The organism is Thermoanaerobacterium calidifontis, assembly GCF_055381745.1.
Genome location: NZ_AP042436.1, coordinates 558,832 through 585,105, shown reverse-complemented (window position 1 = coordinate 585,105; position 26,274 = coordinate 558,832). Strand labels below are relative to the sequence as shown.

21 protein-coding genes are annotated in these 26,274 nt (G+C 37.7%); 6 read left to right on the top strand and 15 right to left on the bottom strand.

Annotated elements, in window-relative coordinates; translation table 11 throughout:
• Window positions 1–4: 4 nt before the first annotated feature.
• Complete coding sequence (locus ACZ42G_RS03050) at window positions 5–727, bottom strand: PHP domain-containing protein (protein WP_464851327.1); 723 nt, start codon at window positions 725–727, stop codon at window positions 5–7.
• A gap of 59 nt (window positions 728–786) precedes the next feature.
• Window positions 787–1,701, bottom strand: coding sequence for an HPr(Ser) kinase/phosphatase (hprK, locus tag ACZ42G_RS03045; protein WP_014758144.1), 915 nt, complete (start codon window positions 1,699–1,701; stop codon window positions 787–789).
• A 154-nt stretch (window positions 1,702–1,855) separates the two neighbouring features.
• Here hprK and ACZ42G_RS03040 point away from each other — a divergent pair, with 154 nt between their 5' ends.
• The gene (locus ACZ42G_RS03040) at window positions 1,856–2,836 is read left to right on the top strand and encodes a biotin--[acetyl-CoA-carboxylase] ligase (RefSeq protein WP_464851326.1); all 981 of its coding nucleotides are present in this window, start codon (window positions 1,856–1,858) and stop codon (window positions 2,834–2,836) included.
• A 185-nt stretch (window positions 2,837–3,021) separates the two neighbouring features.
• Window positions 3,022–4,398: an RNA-guided endonuclease TnpB family protein gene (locus ACZ42G_RS03035; protein ID WP_464851324.1), complete on the top strand. Its 1,377-nt coding sequence runs from the start codon at window positions 3,022–3,024 to the stop codon at window positions 4,396–4,398.
• Between the two features lie 210 nt (window positions 4,399–4,608).
• On the opposite strand, the gene uvrC is transcribed toward ACZ42G_RS03035, so the two are convergent.
• The 13 genes from uvrC to ACZ42G_RS02970 form a co-directional block, all read right to left on the bottom strand.
• On the bottom strand, window positions 4,609–6,459 hold the full coding sequence (gene uvrC / locus ACZ42G_RS03030) for an excinuclease ABC subunit UvrC (protein ID WP_464852096.1): 1,851 nt from the start codon (window positions 6,457–6,459) through the stop codon (window positions 4,609–4,611).
• 35 nt (window positions 6,460–6,494) lie between these two features.
• Entirely contained in the window at window positions 6,495–7,922 is a 1,428-nt protein-coding gene (locus ACZ42G_RS03025) for a peptidoglycan D,D-transpeptidase FtsI family protein (RefSeq protein ID WP_464851322.1), read from the bottom strand.
• Entirely contained in the window at window positions 7,894–9,138 is a 1,245-nt protein-coding gene (locus ACZ42G_RS03020; protein WP_464851321.1) for an FtsW/RodA/SpoVE family cell cycle protein, read from the bottom strand. Before ACZ42G_RS03020 ends, ACZ42G_RS03025 begins: the two co-directional genes overlap by 29 nt.
• Window positions 9,139–9,149: 11 nt before the next feature.
• Entirely contained in the window at window positions 9,150–9,551 is a 402-nt protein-coding gene (locus ACZ42G_RS03015; protein ID WP_014758136.1) for an FHA domain-containing protein, read from the bottom strand.
• A 12-nt stretch (window positions 9,552–9,563) separates the two neighbouring features.
• Window positions 9,564–12,344 (bottom strand): excinuclease ABC subunit UvrA, encoded by a 2,781-nt coding sequence (gene uvrA, locus ACZ42G_RS03010; RefSeq protein ID WP_464852095.1) that lies wholly within the window; start codon window positions 12,342–12,344, stop codon window positions 9,564–9,566.
• A gap of 42 nt (window positions 12,345–12,386) precedes the next feature.
• Window positions 12,387–14,372 (bottom strand): excinuclease ABC subunit UvrB, encoded by a 1,986-nt coding sequence (gene uvrB, locus ACZ42G_RS03005; protein ID WP_464851320.1) that lies wholly within the window; start codon window positions 14,370–14,372, stop codon window positions 12,387–12,389.
• Window positions 14,373–14,472: 100 nt separating this feature from the next.
• Window positions 14,473–15,189: a 2-phosphosulfolactate phosphatase family protein gene (locus tag ACZ42G_RS03000; protein WP_274892321.1), complete on the bottom strand. Its 717-nt coding sequence runs from the start codon at window positions 15,187–15,189 to the stop codon at window positions 14,473–14,475.
• Between the two features lie 12 nt (window positions 15,190–15,201).
• On the bottom strand, window positions 15,202–16,434 hold the full coding sequence (locus ACZ42G_RS02995) for a PDZ domain-containing protein (protein ID WP_274892320.1): 1,233 nt from the start codon (window positions 16,432–16,434) through the stop codon (window positions 15,202–15,204).
• Window positions 16,435–16,443: 9 nt separating this feature from the next.
• Window positions 16,444–17,643: a S41 family peptidase gene (locus ACZ42G_RS02990; protein ID WP_085112308.1), complete on the bottom strand. Its 1,200-nt coding sequence runs from the start codon at window positions 17,641–17,643 to the stop codon at window positions 16,444–16,446.
• 123 nt (window positions 17,644–17,766) lie between these two features.
• Window positions 17,767–18,906, bottom strand: a complete 1,140-nt coding sequence (locus ACZ42G_RS02985; RefSeq protein ID WP_464851318.1) for a peptidoglycan DD-metalloendopeptidase family protein — start codon at window positions 18,904–18,906, stop codon at window positions 17,767–17,769.
• Between the two features lie 12 nt (window positions 18,907–18,918).
• On the bottom strand, window positions 18,919–19,806 hold the full coding sequence (gene ftsX / locus ACZ42G_RS02980) for a permease-like cell division protein FtsX (protein WP_274892319.1): 888 nt from the start codon (window positions 19,804–19,806) through the stop codon (window positions 18,919–18,921).
• Window positions 19,796–20,482 (bottom strand): cell division ATP-binding protein FtsE, encoded by a 687-nt coding sequence (gene ftsE, locus ACZ42G_RS02975; protein WP_013787318.1) that lies wholly within the window; start codon window positions 20,480–20,482, stop codon window positions 19,796–19,798. The genes ftsX and ftsE overlap by 11 nt, the downstream gene beginning before the upstream one ends.
• A 32-nt stretch (window positions 20,483–20,514) precedes the next feature.
• On the bottom strand, window positions 20,515–21,564 hold the full coding sequence (locus ACZ42G_RS02970) for a PucR family transcriptional regulator (RefSeq protein ID WP_464851315.1): 1,050 nt from the start codon (window positions 21,562–21,564) through the stop codon (window positions 20,515–20,517).
• Window positions 21,565–21,876: 312 nt separating this feature from the next.
• Here ACZ42G_RS02970 and ACZ42G_RS02965 point away from each other — a divergent pair, with 312 nt between their 5' ends.
• The 4 genes from ACZ42G_RS02965 to ACZ42G_RS02950 all read left to right on the top strand — a co-directional run bounded on the left by ACZ42G_RS02965 (window position 21,877) and on the right by ACZ42G_RS02950 (window position 26,273).
• The gene (locus ACZ42G_RS02965; protein ID WP_013787316.1) at window positions 21,877–23,001 is read left to right on the top strand and encodes a class II glutamine amidotransferase; all 1,125 of its coding nucleotides are present in this window, start codon (window positions 21,877–21,879) and stop codon (window positions 22,999–23,001) included.
• The gene (locus ACZ42G_RS02960; protein ID WP_013787315.1) at window positions 22,998–24,503 is read left to right on the top strand and encodes a glutamate synthase-related protein; all 1,506 of its coding nucleotides are present in this window, start codon (window positions 22,998–23,000) and stop codon (window positions 24,501–24,503) included. The genes ACZ42G_RS02965 and ACZ42G_RS02960 overlap by 4 nt, the downstream gene beginning before the upstream one ends.
• A 63-nt stretch (window positions 24,504–24,566) precedes the next feature.
• Window positions 24,567–25,007, top strand: a complete 441-nt coding sequence (locus ACZ42G_RS02955) for a 4Fe-4S dicluster domain-containing protein (protein ID WP_014758125.1) — start codon at window positions 24,567–24,569, stop codon at window positions 25,005–25,007.
• On the top strand, window positions 25,008–26,273 hold the full coding sequence (locus ACZ42G_RS02950) for an NAD(P)/FAD-dependent oxidoreductase (RefSeq protein WP_464851312.1): 1,266 nt from the start codon (window positions 25,008–25,010) through the stop codon (window positions 26,271–26,273). It begins immediately after the preceding gene.
• Window position 26,274: the final 1 nt, after the last annotated feature.

Genomic DNA, 26,274 nt, shown 5'->3' with positions numbered 1-26,274 from the left:
TAACTCAATATCTAAGTTTCCCCTTCGATTTTAAATAATCTTTAAATTTGCCTACATCTGTATTCAAAATATATTCATCTTCAATATTTGCGCTTTCGATTACTTCTAAAGCCTTGTCAAATCTTCCTACATCAAACGATATATGCGCATCGCTTCCGACACAAATCTTTACATTTTTCATTGAAGCCTTTTTGGCTATCAAAAGGCAATTATCATAGCTTCCGACTCTGGAAGATACAAAAGAACTGTTGTTTATCTCTATACACGTATCATGTTCCAATGCCGCTTCTAATACTTTGTCAACATCGATCTCAAACAAAGGATTGCCGGGATGACCGATGATATCTACATATGGATTTTTCATCGCATTAATGATGGCTTCAGTATTTGATTCTACATCCCTGTAAGGAAAACACACATCATGAAGGCTGGCAATGACGACATCCATCTTTTTTAAGATTTCATCTGGAACATCGAGACTTCCATCTCTATCCATTATATTTGCTTCAACACCTCTTAATATTTCAACGCCATATATCTCTCTTGGCATGACTTTTAAATTGCCAAAGTGAAAGATATGTGGCCCACCAGGCATTTTTGGCCCATGATCAGTCATGCAGATAAGCTTAAGACCTTTTTCAGATGCTGCTTTGGCATTTTCCATTATCGTGCTGTACGCATGTCCACTTGCCACTGTATGTGTATGTGTATCAAGTAAAAGATTCATCAGACTTTGCATCCCTTTCGAATATAAAAATTTAAAACAATCACTACAACAATTATATTTTATGTGGAAATCTGTTTCAACAATTTTTTATTAAGCTCATGGGCAGCGTTGTAACCCATTTGTTTCTGCCTATGATTCATGGCCGCGACTTCAACTATTATGGCAAGATTTCGCCCTGGCCTTACAGGTATAGTTAATTTTGGAACTTTTATGTCTAAAAACTTTATGTAATCGTCATCAAGTCCCAGCCTATCATAGTACTTGTCTTCATCCCATTCCTCTAATTGTATCACTAAATCGATGTTCATGTTATCCCTGACTGAGCCAACACCGTAAAGCGTCTTTATATCAAGTATTCCTATTCCCCTTATCTCTATATAATGTCGTATTATATCGGGTGAACTTCCTTGCAAGACGTAATCACTGATTTTCCTGATCTCTGTTGCATCATCAGCCACAAGCCTGTGACCTCTTTTTATAAGCTCAAGGGCTGTCTCGCTTTTACCTATGCCGCTTTCTCCCAATAAAAGCACACCAACGCCATATACATCTACAAGATCTCCATGAATAGTAATCTGCGGTGCCAATTTTTCTTCCAAATAATTAATAAGTCTGCTTATGAATTTTGTAGATGATTCCTTTGTCCTTAACAGATAACGGCCATGCTTTTGTGCCGCATCTACGATTTCTCTTTTAATATTCAATCCCCTTGTGACGATTACGCAAGGCACAGGGTATTCAAAAAATTTATCAGCCCTTTCGGCTAACAAATCGAGAGGCATTTCGTCTATAAAAGCCGTTTCCACCATCCCTATGACTTGAACTCTCTCTTTAGCAAAATGCTCATAAAATCCCGAAAATTGAAGACCCGGTCTATTTACATCACTTGTGGTTATATCGATCTTTTCCTTAGCTTCTACTATGACTTCTAAGTTCAGATCTTTAATTAAATCCTCAACAGAAACACTTAACAAATCTATTACCTCCTAACCGGCACTGCTGACCTTTACATTAATTATATTATTTTATATCAAATATGTAAATAAATTACCTTATTTAATAAACTATTTGTCGCTAATTATTTTTCTTGTATAATAGACTTGAATCTAAAATTAAGGGTGAGCAATGTTGCTAAGAAATGATGTTTTGTTGATTTTGAAATCAAATAAAGGAAAATATACATCAGGTCAAGAGCTGTGCGACAAGTTAAATGTTTCAAGGACAGCAGTGTGGAAGTGCATAAATGAGTTGAAGTCAGATGGTTACATCATAGACTCCAAGCACAAATCAGGATATATTCTGATAGAAGAACCTGACGTAATAAACTACACCGAAATATCTCCACATCTAAAAACTGATTTTATAGGAAGAAGCTATCTGTACTTTGACAGCATATCATCCACAAATGACTATGCAAAAGAAATAGCTTTAGACTCTCCTGACGGGACGACGATTGTTGCAGAAGAACAGACATCTGGAAGAGGTCGCATGGGAAGGCAGTGGGTTTCTTACAAAAAACAAGGCATATGGATGTCCATTATACTCAAACCGAATATAGCACCTAATGATGCAGTTAAACTGACGCAAGTCGCAGCAGTATCATTGGTAGACGCAATAAGAGAAACGACAAATTTGACGTCTTACATAAAATGGCCAAATGATATTATCGTGAATGGCAAAAAAGCTTGTGGAATCCTGACAGAAATGAATGGCGAAATAGACAAGATAAATTTTATAGTGGTGGGCATAGGAGTAAATGTCAATATTGACAGTTTTCCAGTTGGTTTGCAGGATAAGGCCACATCCCTTTCCATTGAGGCTTCGAAAAAAATAGACAGAAAGCTTTTAACGGCGTCTATGTTAAACAATTTTGAAAGGTATTATCGTACATTCCTTGATGAGGGATTTTTCAGCATTAGAAATCTGTGCAAAAAATACTCATTGACATTGGGGAATGATGTAAAAGTCATCATGAACAATAAAGAATATGTAGGGCAAGCTGTTGACATAGGCGATGATGGCAGTCTCATCGTCGCATTCAAAAATGGCGAAAAAAAAGCGATAACATCTGGTGAAGTGTCGATAAGAGGTCTAATTGATTACGTATAATATATACTTTCAAATATACGCACTACACACTGAAGAATCAATTTTTTTTAGTCGAATTTATTAACATTTGATAGAACCTTTTATTTATTTGTTTATTGAATATATAAGCAGTAACCCTATTTTCCACTTATAACAAAAGTTTAGACTAACAAAGTACTAAATCATTTGTTTTTCAAAATAAATTTATGATATTATTGATAATAAGAAGAATTTGTAAAGATGGTGTTGATATGGAATGCATTAAAACAGTAAAATTTAAAATCAAAATAACAGACAAATCATTTAATGATACTATAGTCATATACAATCAAGCACTGTCGTATATAATCGGTATAATAAATGCTGAATGGAATGCCATATCAACACTGGCGACTGTAGAAAAACAATTAAACTTTATAGAAAAATTAATACACAACACAAAGAAAAACAAAGCAAAATATGATTTTGACGATAGATTTTACAAGTTTCCTTCATACTTAAGAAGAGCAGCTACAGCCGAATCACTTGGTGCAGTAAAAAGCTATTATTCAAATTTAGAAAACTACCTTAAGAAAAAAGCTGACTATGAGGCAAAAGGAAAAATACTAAAAGACAAAATGCCTGTATTAGGAACAAAAAGATATTCATATCCAGTGTTTTATAAAGACAATATGTTTGAGCGTACAGGAAACAATACAGCAAAAATTAAAGTTTACAAAAACAATGACTGGGTATGGAATTATATAGAATTCAATACAAAAAATCTTAATCATAGAGACATGACAAACTTCAAAGAAATGAATCCGACATTAGTAAAAAGCGGAAGGAAATATTATCTTTATTTCACATATAAAAAGACAGTTAAATTAAACAATGTTCCACTTAAAGACAGAACAATAATATCAGTAGATTTAGGATTAACCAATTCTGCCGTATGCAGTGCAATGAAATATGACGGAACTGTCATAGGAAGGATATTCATAAACCAGCCTATAGAAAAAGACCGTCTGTATCATAAAATCAACAAGCTAGCAAAAGCACAAAGAATATCAGGCATTGGCAGAAAGCCTAACCTGTGGAGAAAAATAAACAACATAAAAAATCAGATCGTCAATGATACTGTCCATCAAATAATAAAATTTGCAGTAGACAATAAAGCCGATGTAATAGTATTTGAGCATTTAGGAAAATTAAAATCAAAAGGCAATTATGCACGAAGAATGAGGATAAAACTGCAATATTGGGCAAAGCAAAAAATACAAGAGAAAGTCTGTGACATAGCACACAGTTATGGAATAAGAGTATCGTGGATCAATCCTAAAAACTCATCAGCATTAGCGTTTGATGGTACAGGAAAAGTAACAAGAAATGATAAAAAAGACATATGTGAATTTGCAACAGGTAAAAAATATCATGCGGATTTAAATGCATCATACAACATAGGTGCAAGATATTTCATAAGAGAAATATTAAAACCTCTTTCTGAAAAGGAGAGGTTGCAATATCAGGCAAAAGTTCCTGAGATTGCAGCGGGAAGTCAGCAGACCCTGTCTACATTAATTAGTCTAGTTAAAGTTATATAATCACATTTGTGGTTATATTACGTGATTAGACTGTATTTATGACAGGTAGTTCTACTGTTAATGCAGTAGGAAGCTCCATCTATAACACTTTGTGTTTAGATGGAGAGGCTTCACTAACATAAAGTAAAAGTTATTTATCGCCTTTTCCATAGAATAGATAATTTTTGCTAATGATTATGGAAAATTATCAATGCTTTTTAATTCCGTTTATCAATGACTTCTAAAATAATCATATACAGCATTAGCAGCTTTCTCATTCATTCCTTCAACTTTTTTAAGCTCATCGACTGTAGCATTTTTAATGCCATCGATTGTTTTAAAAGCCTCATACAGCGCTTTCATCCGCTTCTCACCAATTCCTGGTATATTTAAAAGATCGCTTCTTAGCTTCTTGCTTTTTGTATCTTTGTGAAATGTGATGGCAAATCTGTGGGCTTCATCTTGAATTTCAGCCACAAGCCTAAAAGCCCTACCAGTCATAGGCATATCTATTTCTCCATCAGGCGAAACTAATCCTCTCGTCCTGTGCTTTGAATCCTTTACCATTCCATACACAGGAATGTCAACATTTAATTGCTGCAACGCTTCTATTGCTGTCTTGACATGCCCCAGTCCACCGTCAACAAGAATGAGATCTGGCATAATGTGAAACTTAGCCTTCTCCTCTTTAAGCTCACCAGTCTCAATCTGTTTTTGTTCCTTAAGCCCGTGAGATATTCTTCTTGAGATGACTTCTCTCATGCTGCCGTAATCATCTTGCCCCTCAACCGTCTTTATGATGAACTTTCTGTACGACGATTTATGAGGTTTTCCATCTACAAATACGACCATCGACGCTACATTATCGGTTCCCCTTATGTTTGATATGTCAAAAGCCTCAATTCTCTCGGCATAGTCAATTCCTACAAGGTTAGATAATTCTGATACAGCATCGTTTTTATGCCTCTCCATCTTTAAGTTTACGTCATTTTTTAAAGCTTCAAGGGCGTTCTCATATACCATATCTACCAGCTCTTTCTTCTTACCCCTTGATGGAACGACGATAGACACCTTGTTTCCACGCTTTTCAGAAAGCCATTCCATCAAAACATCCTTTTCTTCCATGTCTACATCCAATATGATCTCTTTTGGTACATAAGGTGCACTGTCGTAAAATTGCTTTATAAAAGACGCCATAATATCGCTTCTATCCATGTCATCAGTATTTTTCATAAAATAATGTTCTCTTCCGCTTACTTTTCCATCTCTTATAAAAAACACTTGAATACAAGCATCCTCTGCGCTTCTTGCCATAGATATTACATCTTGATCATCTAAAGATGCAGAAACTATTTTCTGCTTCTCTGATGTCTTCTCGATTCCGTATATTTGATCTCTTAATTTTGCAGCCTTCTCAAATTCCATGTTTTCCGCTGCCTTTTCCATCTCTTCCTTTAGCTTTTTAAGCAGCACATCCCGCTTGCCTTCTAAGAACATCAAGGCATCATCTGTCAGTTTTCTGTATTCCTCTTTTGTTATACGGCCTGTACACGGTGCTGAACACAATCCAATGTGATAATACAGACATTCTCTGCCTTTGCCCATATCTCTCTCTATGTTTCTGTTGCATGACCTTAAAGGAAACATATGTCTTAAAAGTTTTATCGTCTCCCTTACCGCAAATGCGCTGCTGTAAGGTCCAAAATACTTAGCACCGTCCATTTCAACTCTTCTGGTGAATACAATCCTTGGATAGTCTTCATTTACAGTTATCTTTATATAGGGGTAGTTTTTATCATCTTTAAGCAATATGTTGTACTTAGGCTTATACTTTTTTATTAAGTTGCATTCCAATATTAGGGCTTCCAATTCTGTATCTGTCACAATGTACTCAAAATCTGCAACATGCTTTACCATTGTTCTGACTTTTGGAAGCTGATTTGACTGATTTTGAAAATACTGCCTTACGCGATTTTTTAAGATGACAGCTTTTCCAACGTAAATTATCTTGCCGCTTGAGTCTTTCATTATATAGACGCCTGGTTTGTCAGGCAACAATTTTAATTTTTCTTCAATGTTTATCATATCATCACCTTAAATGGTATATTTACACTATATCAATAGCCTAAATACGCCTTAATGACTTCTCTGGCAATAGGCGCAGCAGTAGCTCCACCAGCGCCGCCATTTTCTATGATTACTGAGACGACGATCTTTGGATCGTCAGCAGGTGCAAATCCTACAAACCAAGCATGTGCTTGCCCATGCGGATTTTCTGCAGTACCTGTTTTGCCTGCGACAGTAATGCCTGGTATCTGCGCCGCCGTACCTGTACCTTGCTGTACAACCCCTATCATAAGCTGTTTTATCTTATCAGCTACATCTTTTGTTATCGGATTTAGATATTTTTCGGGTGTCGTCTTTTCTAATATCTCCCCAGTGACTGGATTTTTGACGTAATCCATAAGATATGGTTTCATGATAACTCCGCCATTCGCAGGTGCCGAAGCCATCAAAGCCATCGTCAACGGCGTGACTAAAATCTTGCCTTGACCAATGGAGCTTTCTGCTAATTGAACCTTGCCGTTTATCAGCGGAATTGATGGAAACTGATTTTTTTCAACAGGTATGTCAAATGGAACGCTGTCATTCAGTCCATACTTGTTAGCCATCGCTTCTAAATTCGAACGTCCCAGTTGAAGTCCTATCTTTACAAAAGAGGTATTGGAAGAAACGTAAAATGCCTTTTGAAACCCTATAGTCCCATACGCTATGTTGTCATAGTTTGTGATCTTATTCCCATCAACTGTTACATACCCTATATCATTAAATGTTTGATTGTAAATGTCAGGTTTGTACGTCAAAGCAGCAGAGGCCGTTATAATTTTAAATATTGAACCTGGAGGGTACAATCCCTGCGTGGCTCTGTTTAAGACGACGTGATCAGGGCTGTTCATCACGCTGCTCCAGTTTTCGCCTAAAGAATTTGGGTCGTAGGATGGGGACGATGCTAACGCCAACACCGCGCCTGTCTTCGGATCTAAAGCCACCACAGCACCTTTTCTTCCACCTAAAAGGCTATACGCCAAATCCTGCAGTCTTTTATCTACAGTCAGTACCACATCATCCCCAACCTGACTTTTACCTAATACAGTCTCTCTTAAAAAAGTCATAGGATCTGTATTGATCATTCCCAACAGTTCTCTGTCGTACGTGTTTTCTATGCCTGTACTGCCTTGTTGATATATCCTCCTGCTGTAGCCGATTATATCTGCAAAAGGCACGCCATCGAGATACTGCCTAATTTGTTCACCATTCACGATAGTGCTTTTTGCCAGGACATTGCCATTTCTATCGTAAATGCTTCCCCTTAAAATCTTTTTTTCCTGTTCAATCAGCCTTTTGTTATATACACTGTATGAGCTTGTAATAAGTTTATTCTTTTCATACAATTGAAAGTACGAAAGGTACGCTATGAGGCTAAAAAAAAGAATTGAAAAGACGGCAAAAAGTATTTTAATGTTGCGGTTCATACTGTTCAACATCCTCATCCTCTCTTACTGCGATGCCGTTTAACATGCCCAATGTTATAAAGCTCATTACCATTGAACTTCCGCCGTAGCTTACAAAAGGAAGTGTTACGCCTGTCAGTGGTATGAATTTTATGACGCCGCCTATTATTGTAAACACCTGTAAACTGAATATACTGATAAGTCCTATGGCGATCAAAGCACCAAATTCATCTTTGGCATCGAGAGCGACTTTTATGCCTCTATACATTATCACAAAGTAGACCAAGATTATAGCGACAGCTCCCAACATTCCAAACTCTTCACTGATGGCTGAAAAAATAAAATCGCTGGCCACAACCGGAATATATTCGGGATGCCCCATGCCAAGACCCGTACCAAAAAAGCCACCTGCACCTATTGCAAAGAGAGACTGGGCAATTTGGTATGTTTTACCAGGAACATCCATCCACGGATTTAGCCATGCCTGTATCCTTACTCGAACATGGTTAAAAAGAAAATATGAAATGACGCCTCCAATTCCTAAAAAAGCTGTCCCCACGCCTGTGTAAAGCACGCTTGAAGTTGCCACAAATATCATAAACATCGTTGTAAGGTAAAATAATAGCGCAGTGCCAAGGTCTTTTTCAATCACTAAAACTCCTACAATTAAAATTGTTATTGCGCCTATTTTTATTATGTCATTTGTAGTCTTATGGTCTTTTAAATACCTTGCAAGGTATATGATATAAATTATCTTTACCACTTCAGACGGCTGTACTGAAACGGAACCAAACGTAAGCCAGTTTTTAGAGCCACCTATTTCCTTTCCAAATATAAACGTAGAAAAAAGCAAAATAAAGGATATTGCTAAATACACGTAGTCGCCGTACTTAACTTTGTAAAAAAAATCATAATGCAGAGAAGCGTATGATGAGGCGAAGTACAAAATAAAGCCTATAAATATCCAGGCAATTTGCTTCAATATCAAATCAGGTGCTACTCTGTATATCATTATGAGGCCCATCTCTGCCAAAAAAGAGCTTAATATGATAAGTTGAATTTCTCCCATCGGAAAAAGCCTCACGTGCAAATAATAAACGATGTAAATAAGCGGCAAAAAGGCTAACGTGAAGTAAATCGTGTCAAACCCTTTAGGTTTATGATATATAAAAAGCAACATAAACGCAATTACAAATATCAAAAAAATATCTTTCATAGCCTTCGAGCCAGTCTTAACATACTCTTCCATCAAATACCACCTTAAATCAAAAATCTGTACTCTTCATTCCCCAATTTTATTACATCTTCATTTTTCAATCTGGCGATGTTTTTTACGCGCCTACCATTTACAAATGTCCCGTTTGTGCTATTTAGATCTTGTATGATGTATTTTTTGCCCTTTTTTCTGATCATGGCATGTTTGCTGGATACATAAGGATTATCAACGACTATATCACAATCATCGGCTCTGCCAATTGTCGTCACTTCAAAAAGATTAAAACTGCCCATGCCTGAAAGAGAAACCAACTTTGCCTTTGTAATCTCTCTTTCTTTTCTTACACCCTTAATGTCAAGGTAAATAATCTTAAAAACTCTGTACAAAAAAAGATATATAAGCAGTAATAATACATATTTTAATATGTTTGCTGCCAGTTGATACATAAAAACACCTCATTATCTGGCAAGAATTTTTTTCAAAAATTGCCCTGTATACGACAGGCTGTTTTCAGCCACTTCCTCTGGTGTTCCAGTAGCCACAATAGTTCCTCCTCTGTCTCCGCCTTCAGGCCCCATGTCGATGATGTAATCAGCAGATTTAATGACGTCAAGATTGTGCTCTATCACAATTACGGTATTGCCGCCATCTACAAGTCTGTTTAGCACATCCAAAAGCCTATCGACATCTGCAAAGTGAAGACCTGTAGTAGGCTCATCAAGTATATACACCGTCTTGCCTGTAGAACGCCTTGATAATTCAGTCGCCAGTTTTACCCTTTGTGCCTCACCACCAGAAAGCTGCGTAGAAGGCTGCCCTAACTTAATATAACCTAATCCGACATCATTCAATGTCTCTAACTTACTTTTTATCCTGGGTATATTGGCAAAAAACTCCAATGCTTCTTCCACTGTCATATTTAAAACATCAGATATATTCTTACCTTTGTATTTTATATCCAAAGTTTCTCTATTATACCTGTTGCCTTTGCATACTTCACATGGCACATATACATCCGGGAGGAAATTCATCTCAATCTTTATTATGCCATCACCACTGCAAGCCTCGCACCTTCCACCTTTGACGTTGAAGCTAAAGCGGCCAGGTTTATAACCTCTCATCTTGGCATCTGGCGTATTTGAAAACAGCTCTCTAATAGGATCAAATACACCAGTATACGTAGCTGGATTTGATCTGGGGGTTCTTCCTATAGGTGACTGATCAATGTTTATGACTTTGTCTATATTCTCGATTCCTTCTAATGCATCATATTTCCCAGGCAAGTCTTTTGCTTTGTACAATTTTTGTGCCAACGCTTTGTAGAGAATTTCGTTTATAAGGGTACTTTTGCCTGATCCAGACACACCCGTTATACATATAAGTATGCCAAGCGGAAACGTGACGTCTATATTTTTCAAGTTGTTTTCAGCCGCACCGCGAATTGTCAAGTAGTTGCCATTGGGCTTTCTCCTCGTCTTAGGAACATCGATTTTTTTCTTCCCACTCAAGTATTGACCAGTAAGAGATTCTTCACATGCCATGATGTCTTCCACTGTTCCCGCAGCAACGATTTTACCGCCGTGCTCTCCGGGCCCTGGCCCTACGTCGACGATGTAATCTGCAGCAAACATGGTATCCTCGTCGTGCTCAACCACAATCAACGTATTCCCTTGGTCTTTCAACTTTTTAAGTGAATTTAAAAGCCGTTCATTATCTCTTTGGTGAAGCCCTATGCTGGGTTCGTCAAGTATATAAGTGACCCCTACTAACCCTGAGCCTATCTGGCTGGCAAGCCTTATCCTCTGAGACTCTCCGCCTGACAATGTGCCTGCATTCCTTGAAAGAGTAAGGTAATCAAGCCCTACGTCTTTTAAGAAATTAAGCCTTGCTTTAATCTCTTTAATTATTTGATATGCAATAAACTCCTCCCTTTCTGTCAATTTAAGCTCATCCATAAATTGGAGAAGTTCTGTCACAGAAAAATCTGTCATCTTGTTTATAGGTATGCCGCCTACAGTGACAGCCAACACTTCTGGTTTTAGGCGAGCGCCGTGGCAGTCAGGACATACGATTGGCCTCATGTACTTTTCTATTTCTTCCCGCATAAAGCTTGAATTAGTGGAATTATACCGTCTCTCCAAATTATTTACTATTCCCTCAAATCCATGCCTCTTGCCGTTTTTATCTTTCCCATACAGCAGCACATTTATCAAATCGTCACTGTACTCTTCTAATGGAGTATTCTCACTATATCCATAGCTTTCTACAAGGTTTAAAATATTTTGATACGTGTAACTTTCCTGTGATACGATAAATCCAGAAAACACTCCATCTTTTAACGACTTGCTTCTATCCCTTATAAGCAACTCTGGATCGATTCTCATAAATTCTCCTAAACCAGCACACGTAGGGCAAGCACCGTAAGGGCTATTAAAAGAAAACATCCTTGGAGAAAGCTCTTCAATGCTTATGTTGCAGTCAGGGCATGAATACTTCTCAGACATTGTAAAGCTTTCTTGACCTATGACGTCAATTGTGACGATTCCATCTGACAGCTTTAGTGCAGATTCTATTGAATCTGTAAGCCTTGACTCGATATGTGGCTTTACAATTATTCTATCTACAACAACCTCTATGGTGTGTTTTTTGTTTTTTTCTAATTTTATGTCTTCGCTTAAATCGTACATTATTCCATCTATTCTCATTCTGACGTATCCACTTTTTTTAATATCTTCCATGAGCTTCTGGTACTCGCCTTTACGTCCTCTTATGATAGGCGAAAGGACTTGTATCCTGGTGCCTTCATCCAACTTCATTATTCTGTCTACCATCTGATCAACTGTCTGCATGGAGATCTCTCTGCCGCATTTAGGGCAATGTGGTATACCTATCCTTGCGTACAATAGCCTCAAATAATCGTATATTTCTGTAACCGTCCCTACTGTAGAGCGAGGATTTCTGTTGGTAGTCTTCTGATCTATTGATATTGCAGGCGATAAACCTTCGATGTACTCCACATCTGGTTTGTCCATCTGGCCTAAAAATTGTCTCGCGTAGGCTGACAAAGACTCTACATATCTACGCTGTCCTTCCGCATATATCGTGTCAAATGCCAGCGACGATTTCCCTGAACCAGAAAGCCCTGTTATGACGACAAACTTGTCACGCGGTATTTCAACATCTATATTTTTTAAATTGTGGACTTTTGCACCTTTAATTACGATTTTATCTATTGTCAATTTGCTTCTTCCTTTCATGTGTGTGAAAAATTGCAATAGCAATCATATAGCATTTTTCATCATCTTTTGAAGTTCAAATATCTTATCTCTGAGTTTTGCGGCTTTTTCAAATTCAAGGTCTCTTGCAGCTTTTTTCATCTCTTTTTCAAGCTCACTTATCATTTTCTCAATAGACACCTTATCTATTACTTCTGCCTTCTTCACTTTATAAGTGCCATTATCTTCAGCTACCTTTGTAGCCTCTATCACATCTCTTATGCCTTTTACAATCGTCTTTGGCGTAATGCCGTGCTTTTTGTTGTATTCCATCTGTATGGCTCTTCTTCTGTTGGTTTCGTTTATGGCGTTTTTCATAGATTCTGTTACAGTGTCCGCATACATGATGACTCTACCATCGGCATTTCTCGCAGCACGGCCTATAGTCTGTATAAGTGAAGTTTCAGATCGCAAAAATCCTTCTTTATCTGCATCGAGAATGGCAACCAAAGCCACTTCAGGCAAATCCAAGCCTTCTCTCAATAGATTTATTCCGATTAAGACGTCAAACTTGCCAAGCCTCAAATCCCTTATTATCTCCATTCTCTCTATCGTCTCAATATCCGAATGGAGGTATTTCACTTTTACGCCCATGTCCCTAAAATAATCTGTCAAGTCTTCAGCCATCTTTTTCGTCAAAGTCGTGACTAATACCCTGTATCCTTTTTCAACAGTCATTTTTATCTCGCTTAGCAGATCATCTACTTGCCCTTTAACAGGTTTAACAACTACTTCTGGGTCTACAAGCCCTGTTGGCCTTATTATTTGCTCAACAACCCTCTCAGAGTGCTCTAATTCATATGGCCCTGGCGTAGCAGAAACACATATAAGCTGATTTATCCTTTCTTCAAATTCCTCAAATTTCAGAGGCCTATTGTCAAATGCAGACGGAAGCCTAAATCCAAAATCTACTAAAGACTCTTTTCTTGCTCTATCACCATTGTACATGCCTCTAATCTGCGGTATTGTAACATGGGATTCATCGATGAACATCAAAAAATCATCAGGGAAATAATCTAACAGCGTATAAGGTGGGCTTCCAGCAGCCCTGCCTGATATGTGCCTCGAATAATTTTCTATACCGGAACAATAGCCAACTTCTTGAAGCATCTCGATGTCGTAATTAGTCCTCTGTTTAAGCCTTTCAGCTTCTAAAATTTTCCCTTGATCTTTAAGCTCTTTATACCTTTCTTCCAGCTCTTTTTCTATGCTTTCTATGGCTTTTTTCAACTTTTCTTTCGATGTAGCATAGTGTGATGCTGGAAAGATAGCCACATGGCTTCTTTCGCCGATTATCTCTCCAGTCAATACATCTATTTCTGTGATTCTATCGATCTCATCGCCAAAAAGCTCGATCCTTATTGCTTTGTCAGATGATGATGCTGGAAAAACCTCTATCACATCACCTCTTACTCTAAACTTGCCTCTCACAAAATTGATGTCATTTCGTTCATATTGGATGTCAACAAGTTTCTTCAAAATTTCATCTCTATCTTTTATCATGCCAGGCCTTAAAGAAAGCATAAGCTCCTCATAATCCTCCGGATCACCCAATCCGTATATACATGAAACGCTGGCAACGATAATAACATCTCTTCTCTCAAAAAGCGCTGCAGTAGCTGAATGCCTCAGTTTATCAATTTCTTCATTTATGGACGCATCTTTTTCAATGTAAGTATCTGTCTGTGGAACATAAGCCTCTGGTTGATAGTAGTCATAGTAACTTACAAAGTATTCTACAGCATTCTCTGGAAAGAATTCTTTAAACTCTGCGCAAAGCTGAGCCGCTAACGTCTTATTATGTGCAATTACAAGTGTAGGTTTATTGACATTCTTTATGATATTTGCCATAGTGTATGTCTTGCCAGAACCGGTGACCCCCAATAGCGTCTGACACTTAAGGCCCATGTTTACGCCTTCTGTCAATTTTCTTATTGCCTCCGGCTGATCACCTGTAGGCTTATAATCTGATACAAGTTTGAACTCACTCATTACAAACACCTTCTATAAACATTCCCAAGCATTTTATAATATTATACCATATATAAAAAATCAACACAAACATATGTTTTTAGCCGGCACGGGCCGGCTTTCAACATATCTTTACTACACCATTTATGTATTTGGGAACAATTGAAAACATATCTATCGTTGTGCAAAACTCCACATCATCATGATAACCTAATTTTTCTATCCTGTTTAAATGATAACCGTATTTCATTATGTCTAAAACATTGTCTTTAAATGATTCATATAGAAAATATGACGCCTTTGACAAATCATCGCTTTCATACGGCTTTAGTTCTTTAAGCTTATGCAAAATAGCGCCAGCAGTTATAATATCATCGATAGAGAATTTTCCCTCGGTGCCAGCGCAGATGATTACTACATCTTTATCTTCTCTTTGGATGTATTCTGCAATAGATGAAACATTTAAAAGGCACCCAACAACGACATCATCTGATGAAGAAGCTTTTTTTAAAGCCCTCGTACCATTAGTAGTCGTCAATATGATAGTTTTTCCTTCTACAACATCTTTTGAATATTCCAAAGGCGAGTTGGAAAGATCAAACCCATCGATTTTGACGGCATTTCTCTCCCCACCTAATAATATTTCATCTTTGTCAAAATTGTAAGACAGGTTTACAGCTTCTTCAATATCTGCTACTGGTATGACCTCTTTTGAACCATTGACAAGGGCTGTCGTTATGACACTGGTAGCCCTAAGCGTATCTATCACAACCACCAATTTACCTTTCAATGTTTTATCAGAAACAGCATTGTATGTTTCATAAGTTTCTACAAACATCCGCTTTACCTCCTAATGCTTTTTCGTAAACTTCCGCAACAAGCTTTTTATCAAACCTCCATTTTCCATCTCACTTATGCTGTATAAATTATCCGGATACTGCGGTACGATAAGCAGTCCAAGCCAATTTATCCCTTTACAATTTCTGTATTCATATCTGACAAAACTGCCATCAGTCTCTCTTACTGTAATAAACAATATGGTTGGATTTGTTGAAAGCAGTCTTTTAATGTCATCTTCACTGTTAATCTGAATATCATTTATCTTTAAAACTACATCGCCTGGCTTTATCCCAATTTGTTCAGCAGGAGAATTTTTTACTACAGACAGCACCATCAAACCAGTATCTTGGTATTCAAAAAGCGGTTTTTTCGTCTTTTCTTCCCTCTGCCCAATTATAATGATTAACTCGTGCGCCAATGGTCCAAAGATAGCCGCAATCCATTTGAAAATATATATTTTAATGCTTAAAAGAGATAAGCCTATTAATATTAAGCTAAAGCCCAGAAGCCTTATGGACGATCTATGGGCTCTTTTCTTAGGCATCTCTGTAAGAGCTATATCTCCATATCCGAGTGCAGCAACTACAGGCATCATGATAAATACGATATTTTTCAGATTCGAAGAAGGCCCTAATAGAGGCCACCAATCAGGCATGTTTATGGATGATGCACCACCTAATATGGCTGTCGTCGTTGACAAGGCAATAAAAGGTATAGGCCAAAATTTCTGCATCGTATATCCACCGGCAACATTGCCGTTTTTTAGCCTTACAAACACAGGTATGCTGTTTGCTGAACCATCCAGGTAAATGAGTATGCTTTCCATGAGATGGAGAATGCCTACTATAGCCATAAGCCCCGATACATTTACGTTTGGATATCCAATCATCAAGCTAATAAGTGATACAATCCCACCAGCGTAAGAAAAGCATATATACCTCGGATTTATCAGCATAAGCAGTATTGCAAGCGGAAATACGTACTCTATGCCAATATTATCTATTGTTATTCCTAAAAAAACTATCACTATGCTACCCAAAATGCCTATCAAAAAGCCATATATGACAGAATCCAAAACCTGATCTTTAAGGGATGTTTGCTCTTTTCCCACCATCTGCCTTTCAATCTCTACATTCCTCTTGTACTGAAAGTAGATAAAAGCGACGACAAGCCACACGAAAGGGTTTAAGATCATCAACGCAATAGATTTAATTATAAGCCATATTAAATTAATATATATCATATAAACACCTTATTTGATCTCTGATTTTACTATGTCGTATGCTTTTATAAGCTGTGTATCGCCTTTCAAATCTGGTGTGTCCGTCACGACATAGTTTTTTGGAAGCTCAACAACGTAGTTTGGCTCAATGCCCTTCCCTTGGATGTTTACACCGCTTGGCGTGTAGTACCTTGCAGATGTGTACTTAAGAGCAGTACCATCGCCAAAATCTATGACAGACTGTACCAAACCTTTGCCAAATGTCTTTGTGCCCACAAGCACTCCAACCTTTCTGTCTTTTATTGCGCCTGACAGTATTTCAGAAGCACTGGCACTTCCGCCATTAACAAGGACAGCTATCGGCTTTTGCAACCCTGGCCCTTTTGCATATATCACTTGATTGTCCTTGCTTTGTCTGCCTTTTGTAGATACTATAAGCCCCTTTGGCAAAAGTTCATTAGCAATATTTACACACTGTTCCAATATGCCGCCTGGATTGTCTCTTAAATCTATGATAAGTCCTTTTAAGCCCTGTGATTTAAGACCATCGAGAGCTTTTGTAAAATCAGCAGATGTGTTTTCATCAAACATCGTCATCTTAATGTAACCTATGTTGCCTGGCAGCATAGTGCTGCTTACCGTCTGCAGTTTGATTATCTCTCGCGTCAGAGTCTTAGTAATAAGCTTATTGTCTCTCATCAAAACAAGTGATACTTTCGTGCCTTGAGGCCCTTTCATCAAAGAAACAGCTTTATCTAAATTATTTCCATTAACCTTGACATTGTCTACAGATACTATTATGTCGCCAGATTTTATTCCGGCTTTCTCTCCCGGCGTTCCTTTCATTGGCGAGACAACTACGATATGCCCATCTTTGTCAACTGAAACCACGATGCCAACACCTGCATAAGAGCCTGTCGTCTGTGTAGTGAAATCTTGGTAATCTTTTTTATCCATGTAAACCGTATATGGATCTCCAAGAGAACTGGCAAGGCCCTTTATTGAGCCATCAACAAGTTTAGATTGATCTATCTTATCAACATAATCATTTGTCAGTATGTTCTCAACTTGAAAAAGCTTGCTGTACTGCTTAATAAGGTTGTACTCTTCTCTCGGCACAATCACCGAACCGCCGTACGCAAGTGGAATAAGCCTTGTAAGGTAGAAAGTCATTATGCTGCTTACAAATACAAGTAAAATCGCGCCAGCAACCATTCTTTTTTTGTTCATATATTTATCCATTCCTTTCTTTAAAGCCAAAATATTAAACTGCCAAGCATCAAAACAGTTCTCTAAATTATATGATGTTACATCTTATTATACAATAATATGGTGACAAAAAAAATAGACTGGTTATTTTAACCAGTCTAAAGGATTTACGGGCACTCCATTTTTCCTTACTTCAAAATGGCAATGAGGCCCTGTTGACAGCCCAGTGCTACCGGCTTTCGCTATCTGTTGGCCTCTTTTCACCGTTTCACCGACTGTAACTAAAAGTTCAGAATTATGACCGTATAAAGTGGTTATGCCGCCGCCATGGTCAATTATAACTGCGTTTCCGTATCCACCATAGTATCCTGCATATATGACTTTGCCATCTGCTGCAGCAACTATGGCGGCTCCATATGATGCAGCTATATCAATCCCTGTATGCATTATATACTCATGCAAAATAGGATGATATCTTGTCCCAAATGGCGATGTTATTGTTGAACTGCTGGGAACAGGCCATCCAAGCTTTCCACCTGTATAAACAGTGTTAGATGACTGCAATTTGGCTATGGTGCTCTCCAATTGCTTTGACTGCTCTAAAAGAGCCTTTTCTTGCTCCTCATATAGCTCTTGTTGCCTCTCTAAATCTCTCATGAATCCTTCCCTTGATGACAAGGCAACTTGAATATCTCTTTTTCTGGCCTCTACCTGATTTTTATAATTTTCTGCATCCTGCTTTGCTATAGCTAATTGCTTCGTCTTTTCCTCAACAGTCTTTCTCTGCTGCTGATACGAATTTAGGAGATTGACATCAAACCCAACAAGCCTTTCTACTAAATCAAGCCTTGTTACAAAGTCAGCAAAGCTTTTTGCACTTAAAAGCACATCAAGATAACCTGTTTCTCCACCGCTTATGTACATGGCCCTTACTCTTTCTTTCAATACATCCCTTTGACTTTCTTCCGTCTTTTTGGCCGTATCAAGCTCTTGCTGTGCTTTATTTAATTTTACTATCGCATCATTTAATTTCGCCTCTGCATCGTTAAGCTGTTTCGTAGTATCGTTCAATTTCATATCGAGATCTTGTATTTCCTTTTGTATATCCTGCTTTTGACTTGCAATCTGGTTCTGCTTAGCCTTGTTTTGACTTATAGCGCTTTGAACATTGTTTAATTTGTTTTTTGCGTCTTGCAGTTGGTCAGCTCTGGGAAATGATGTCGTAAGAAGCATCACTGAAATTAATAATGTAAAAATTATCTTCCTCCATTTTCCTTTCCTCAATAATATACCTCCTCAGACATTTAAAAATCTCTTTATAGATATGCCACTGCCAATGGCACCTATTAAAGAACCCATAGCCAAAAAGTACACAAGTGATTGCTTTATCACGACACCTGCAGGAAGAAGCGTAAATATAATCAATTTGTTGTTCACAAGGTCTGAAGCATATCCGTATATAAAGCCCAATATAGCTATAGCCAGCACTGAACCGACAAGCCCTAACACAATGCCTTCTACAAGGAATGGCCACCTGATAAACCAATCTGTAGCGCCAATATACTTCATGATGTTAATCTCTCTGCGGCGTGCAAACACTCCCAATTTAATTGTGTTTGAAATTATTACAACTGAAATTATAAAGAGAATAAGTATCACAAAGAGGCCAACAATCCTTATTATTTTTATAATTCCCAGCAGTTTATCTACCACATCTTGTCCATAGCTTACCTGCGTTACACCGTCAATCTTTTTTATCTCTTCTGAAACTTGCTTCATCATGTTTGCATCTGTCACTTTGACTATAAAAGACTGCGGCATCGGGTTGTCATTTTCCAAGCCATTTACTAAATAGCTTTTGTCGCCCAACTGTTTTTTAAAATTATTAAGAGCGTCTTTTTTAGACTCAAACGTTATGGATTTTACACCGCTTATTGCCTTTATCTCCTCACCCACTTTTGCCACTTTAGCAGCATCATAATTATCATTTATGAATGCTTTAAGCTCCAATTGCGATTCAACTTGGATGGCCATAGAATCCACGTTAAGTATGATTATCAAAAACAGCCCTAATATCAGCAGTGCCGCCGTAACAGAAGTAATAGATGCAACTGTCATCGCTCTGTTTCTTTTGACATTCGTAAGACCTTCTTTTATGTAATATGCTGCAGTATTAAGCTTCATATCCGTAAACACCTCTCATCTCATCTCTTACTATATTCCCTTTTTCAAGAGCAATGACCCTTTTCTTCATCGAATCAACAATATCTTTCGCATGTGTAGACATTATTACAGTTGTTCCCCTTTTATTGATTTCAGACAGCAACTTTACTATCTCCCAAGACGTATCAGGATCTAAATTACCCGTAGGTTCATCAGCCACAAGAATCGAAGGCTCATTTACAATCGCCCTTGCAATTGACACCCTCTGCTGTTCGCCACCAGACAATTGCTGCGGATATGAATTGGCTCTTTCGCTTAATCCAACTAAAGACAAAACCATCGGTACCCTTCTTCTTATATACTTAGGCTCAGCTTCCACAATCTGCAGTGCAAATGCAATATTCTCATACACTGTTTTATTCGGCAAAAGTTTAAAATCCTGAAACACTACGCCAATATTTCTCCTTAAATACGGCACTTCTTTTCTTTTCAACTTTGTTATATCTTTTTTATCTACAAAGATACTTCCTGTAGTAGGAATTTCTTCTCTCAAAAGAAGCTTTAATATCGTAGATTTCCCCGCACCACTTGGCCCCACCAAAAAGACAAACTCGCCATTGTCAATCGTAAAATTGATATTTGAAACAGCGATAATGTCATTTTTGTACTTCTTTGAAACCCCAACAAATTTAATCATTTCCTGCAACATTCCTTTCGAAATTATTTTTACTATGGCAAAAATTTCGCAAACGTCATTAAAACCTTAAGTATTACGGCATCATTAAACTGTTTAGGATCAAATCCTGTCAACTTATGTATTTTATCTAATCTATAAACTAAAGTGTTTCTATGGATGTACAAATCTCTTGATGTCTCGCTTAAATTCAAACTATTCCTGAAAAAAGCATTGAGAGTCGTAACAAGTTCATCGTCATTGAAATAATCCAAATTGCTATCTGTAAAAGCCAAGAGAAACCTCTTAATCTCATCATCTGAAAGCTTCAATAACAGCTCCTCTAAGGCATAGTTTCTGTAAAAGTAAATCCCCTTCTCATTGTTATCAATTTTTTTCCCAAATTTCAATGCTGTAGACGCTTCATCATAGCCTTTGCTTATCTCTTTAAAATTGTAGGCTTTGTTTGAAACACCCATATCTATCCTAATATATATTTCGGATTCTATTGTATCCTTTAAAGTTTTTGCAGCCATATCAATATCTGTTAAAGCTGTCTCTACAAGCAAAACGGCAAATCTATTTTCACTTAGAATGATGGTTTGATAGCTGTTCTTTTCAAATATGTGCCCCACCATTTTATAGGCATCATAAATCTGCTCACTTGACTCAATTATTATAACTCTATAAAGTTCTTTTTCCTCAATTTTAAATTTTTGAAAGTAATACTCCATCTCATCGCCTTTTAAATCACCTAAAAGAAGCTTTAAAAGCAAGTCATCTTTCGACAACTGATTTGACATGTGTTCAAAGCTCATTGACAACAGCATGACAATGTTTCGAGCCTTCTCGCCAGTACCTTTAACGCCGACAGTCAAAAAACGCCATCCGTTTACAAATATGTTGTAGAAAGTCATGGCTTGACATTCGTATACATCCTTTTTATCTATAAATTCTCTATTTACGACAAAAATTCCTTCTTTTTTTAAAGAATTTTCTTCACCTGAAAAGATCAACTTGCCATCTTTATCGATGAGATATATTGGAACATCTACATATCTTTGAAAATCTCTAACGGCTTTTTTAATATTATCGTAAATACTCATACAATACCACCTTAATATAAAGTATATAATAATTATACAATATTTTGTAGTAGAAAAAATAGGTATTGTAGAAATTAACAAAATTTTGCCGTAAAATGTCACAAGCGATTTTTGACAAAACTACTTTATGAATTTCTACATTTTTGTATTGCAATTTTCAAAAAATGTAATATAATATTGATAACACTCTTATCGAGCTAAAAATTTGGCTTCAAACGGTTTACTGTAAGAATATGCTGCAGTAAACTTTTTCTAAAAATTGCAGTTTACAAAAAAAATATTGCACATAAAAAATTTTAAGGGGGTTATAAAATGTTGAAAGAAGGAAATATAAGGATACCTTCTGGGTGCGCTATTAGCGGCATAATAGATAGATCTGGAGCGGTTTTTTCTGGCCAGATAATTGCCGATTCGATTGCAACGATGCATGATAGATCAAACGGCCTTGGTGGTGGTTTCGCTGCCTATGGCATTTATCCTGAGTTTAAAGAGCATTACGCATTCCACATGTTTTACGACAACACAAAGGCAAAACAGGAAACTGAAGAATTGCTTAAAGCAAATTTCGTCATAGCTTACGAGGAAAAAATACCTACAAGAAAAACAGAAAGCATAAAAAATGCTCCTCTTATCTACAGATACTTTGCATTGCCTAAACTTGAAGTGTTAAATGCCAATGAAATTACCGATGAAGATTTCGTCGTTAAATTTATCTTCAATGTAAATAAAAACGTGGATGGAGCGTATATTTTCTCCAGCGGCAAAAACATGGGTGTCTTTAAAGCAGTTGGTTATCCAGAAGACGTAGCTGAGTTTTACAAATTAGAAACTTACAATGGCTACATGTGGACAGCTCACGGCAGATTTCCTACTAATACTCCTGGATGGTGGGGCGGTGCACATCCTTTCAATCTCTTAAACATATCAGTAGTACACAATGGAGAGCTTTCTTCTTATGACACAAACAGAAAGTATTTAGAAGAATTCGGATATTCTTGCACACTTCAGACAGATACCGAAGTCGCTGCGTACATCTTCGATCTACTGTTAAGAAAGCACAATCTACCTGTGTCTTTGGCGGCAAAAGTCGTAGCGTCACCTCTGTGGAATCAAGTTGAACGCATGCCTCAAAAGGAAAGGGAACTTTATCACAGTCTCAAAATGATATACAGCAAAGCTTTATTGAATGGTCCTTTCTCACTCATCGTAACATACGATAATGGCTTCATCGCCATCAATGACAGGATAAAATTAAGACCATTAACAGCCGCAAGCCACGGTGATGTAATTTACGTCGCAAGCGAAGAATCAGCTATAAGGCAAGTCTGCAAAAATCCTGATAGAGTATGGATACCTAAAGGTGGAGAGCCTGTAATTGCAGAGATGGATCAGCAAAACGTCTCTGAGATTTTCAATAAAAAGGAGGTTACTGCATGAGCCTTAATTACCTTACACCAGAATTTAAAGTGATAAGAGATTACGATAAATGCATAAACTGCAAAGTCTGCATGAGACAATGCGCAAATGAAGTACACAGCTACGATGAAGATTTAGGCAAAATGGTAGCTGACGATTATAAATGCGTAAATTGCCAAAGATGCGTCGTAATGTGTCCTACACATGCTTTAACAATAGTAAAACATCCTCAAGTTTTCAGAGAAAACGCCAATTGGACTTACGATGCCATAAGAGATATATACAGGCAAGCAGAAACAGGAGGAGTTCTTCTGTCAGCCATGGGAAACGACAGGCCATACCCTATTTACTGGGACAAGATGGTGATTAATGCAAGTCAGGTTACGAACCCTTCTATAGACCCATTAAGAGAGCCAATGGAGTTAAAAATTTTCATAGGGAGAAAGCCAGATAAAATAGAATTAGACGAAAATTTAAACGTGAAGACAAAAATGCCTCCACAGCTAACATTAAATTACCCTATAATGTTTTCCGCCATGTCGTATGGTTCAATAAGTTACAACGCTCACGCATCACTGGCAAGAGCAGCAAAAGAATTAGGAATATACTATAATACTGGTGAAGGCGGTCTTCATAAGGATTTTAGAAAATACGGTCCTAATACAATCGTTCAAGTGGCATCAGGTAGATTTGGAGTTGATAGGGAATACTTAAAAACTGCTGCGGCAGTTGAGATAAAGATTGGTCAAGGGGCAAAACCCGGAATTGGCGGTCATTTGCCTGGTGAAAAAGTAAGCGAAGACATTTCCGAGACAAGAATGATACCTGTAGGCAGCGACGCCATATCACCTGCACCACACCATGACATCTACTCAATTGAAGATTTAAGTCAGTTGATATATTCGCTAAAAGAAGCAACAGACTACAAAAAGCCTGTCGGTGTGAAAATAGCTGCAGTCAACAACGTGGCAGCCATAGCATCTGGCATCGCAAGGGCTGGTGCTGACTACATCGCTATAGATGGTTTTAGAGGCGGTACAGGTGCGGCTCCAAAGCGCATAAGGGATAATGTAGGCATTCCCATCGAGTTTGCCATAGCATCAGTAGATTCAAGGCTTCGCTCAGAAGGTATAAGACACACCATCTCCCTCATCGCAGCAGGCAGCATAAGAAGCAGTGCTGACATAATAAAAGCTATTGCGTTAGGCGCTGATGCAGTCTATATAGGTTCTGCGGCACTCATCGCACTTGGTTGTCACATGTGCCAACAATGCTACACCGGAAAGTGCAATTGGGGAATAGCTACTCAAGATCCTAATCTCGTAAAAAGATTAAACCCTGAAATAGGATACAAAAGGCTTATAAACCTCATTACAGCTTGGGGCCATGAGATACAGGAGATGCTTGGCGGTATGGGTATAAACGACATTGAAAGCCTAAAAGGCAACAGGCTTATGCTAAGAGGAATAGGCATGACACAGAAAGAACTGGATGTATTAGGCATACTGGCAGCCGGAGAATAAAATCTTTTAATATTACATTTATCAACTATTAATCTATCATATTGAATGAAAGGATTGAAATATATGAAGAAGGTTTATGCCAAGGAAGAAGTTTGCGTCGGATGCAAACTTTGCGAGGTATACTGTATAACATCCCACTCCAAGTATAAAGATGTTTTGAAGGCATACAAACTCGACAGCAACCGTCCAGCTCCAAGAATCGTTGTAGAAGAAAATCGTCCATTATCCTTCTCGCTGCAATGCAGACACTGTGATGATGCTCCATGTGTAAAGGCTTGTATAACAGGTGCAATGCAAAAAGATCCTGTAACAGGTGTTGTAACTTGCGATACCGATAAGTGTGTAGGATGCTGGACATGTGTCCTCGTCTGTGGATTTGGAGCAATCGTAAGAGACACAAACAATAAAATTGCTTCAAAGTGCGATCTGTGTGCAGAAGCTGGTGAGCCTGCCTGTGTAAAAAACTGTCCTAACGAAGCTCTCGTCTATGAAGGAGGTATATAGATGAATATAGTAATAATCGGAAACTCCGCTGCAATGGTTGGAGCAGTGGAAGCCATCAGAAAGTACGACAAAACGTCAAATATAACCGTCATATCTGATGAAAAATACCACGTGTATTCCAGACCTTTAATATCGTACTATCTTGCGGGAACAGTTACAGAAGAAAAAATGGCTTACAGAGACAAGGATTTTTACCAAAAAAACAATGTGAAAGCCATTCTTGGTGTAAAAGCAGTATCTATTGATGAGAATAAAAAAAATGTCATGCTTGAAAATGGCGATTTTGTATCGTACGATAAATTGCTTATAGCAACAGGTGGCAAACCTTTCGTCCCTCCGATAAACGGCCTTGAAAAGAAGAACATCCAGACATTTATAAAACTTGACGAAGCAAAAAGCTTAAAATCCAGCGTCAAACCAAACTCAAAAGTGGTCATCGTCGGAGGCGGACTTATAGGATTCAAGGCTGCAGAAGGACTTCATGAATTAGGAGCAGACGTCACTATCGTCGAGCTTGCCGATAGAATTTTAAGCACTATCCTTGACAATGAATCTGCGTCTATAGTAACAAAGAGGCTTACAGGCGACGGTATAAAGATCAAGTTAAACACAACAGTAGATGAAATCATAGGTGACGACTATGTAAAAGAAGTCCATCTAAAAAATGGTGAAACATTGCCTGCCGACCATCTCATATTTGCAATAGGCGTAACTCCAAATGCAGACATCGTAAAAGGAACAGCTATAAAAGTCAACCGGGGTATATTGGTAGACAAAAATATGAAGACTAATCTTGACGATGTATACGCTGCTGGAGATGTCGCTGAAGGATACGATATGCTTATCGATTCAAATAGAGTCGTGCCCATATGGCCCAGTGCATACATGCAAGGAGAGATAGCTGGTCTAAACATGGTAGGCGTTGAAAGTACCACAAAAGGTACATTCCCTATGAATTCCATAGGATACAAAGATACCTACATCATTACAGCCGGAATCATAAATCCTCCAGATAGCTCTTACGATGTGATAACAAAAGCTGATTATGACAAAAACTCTTATAAAAAAATTGTGCTTAAAGGTAACAATATTGTAGGCTTCATACTGATAAACGATGTTGATAGAGCAGGAATATACACCGGACTAATAAGAGATAAAATCGATGTTTCGCCATTTAAAGATCATCTTATGAAAGATGATTTCGGATACGTGTATTTCCCTAAAGACTTAAGAAAGTCAAAAATGTTGGATCTGGAGGTGCATTAAT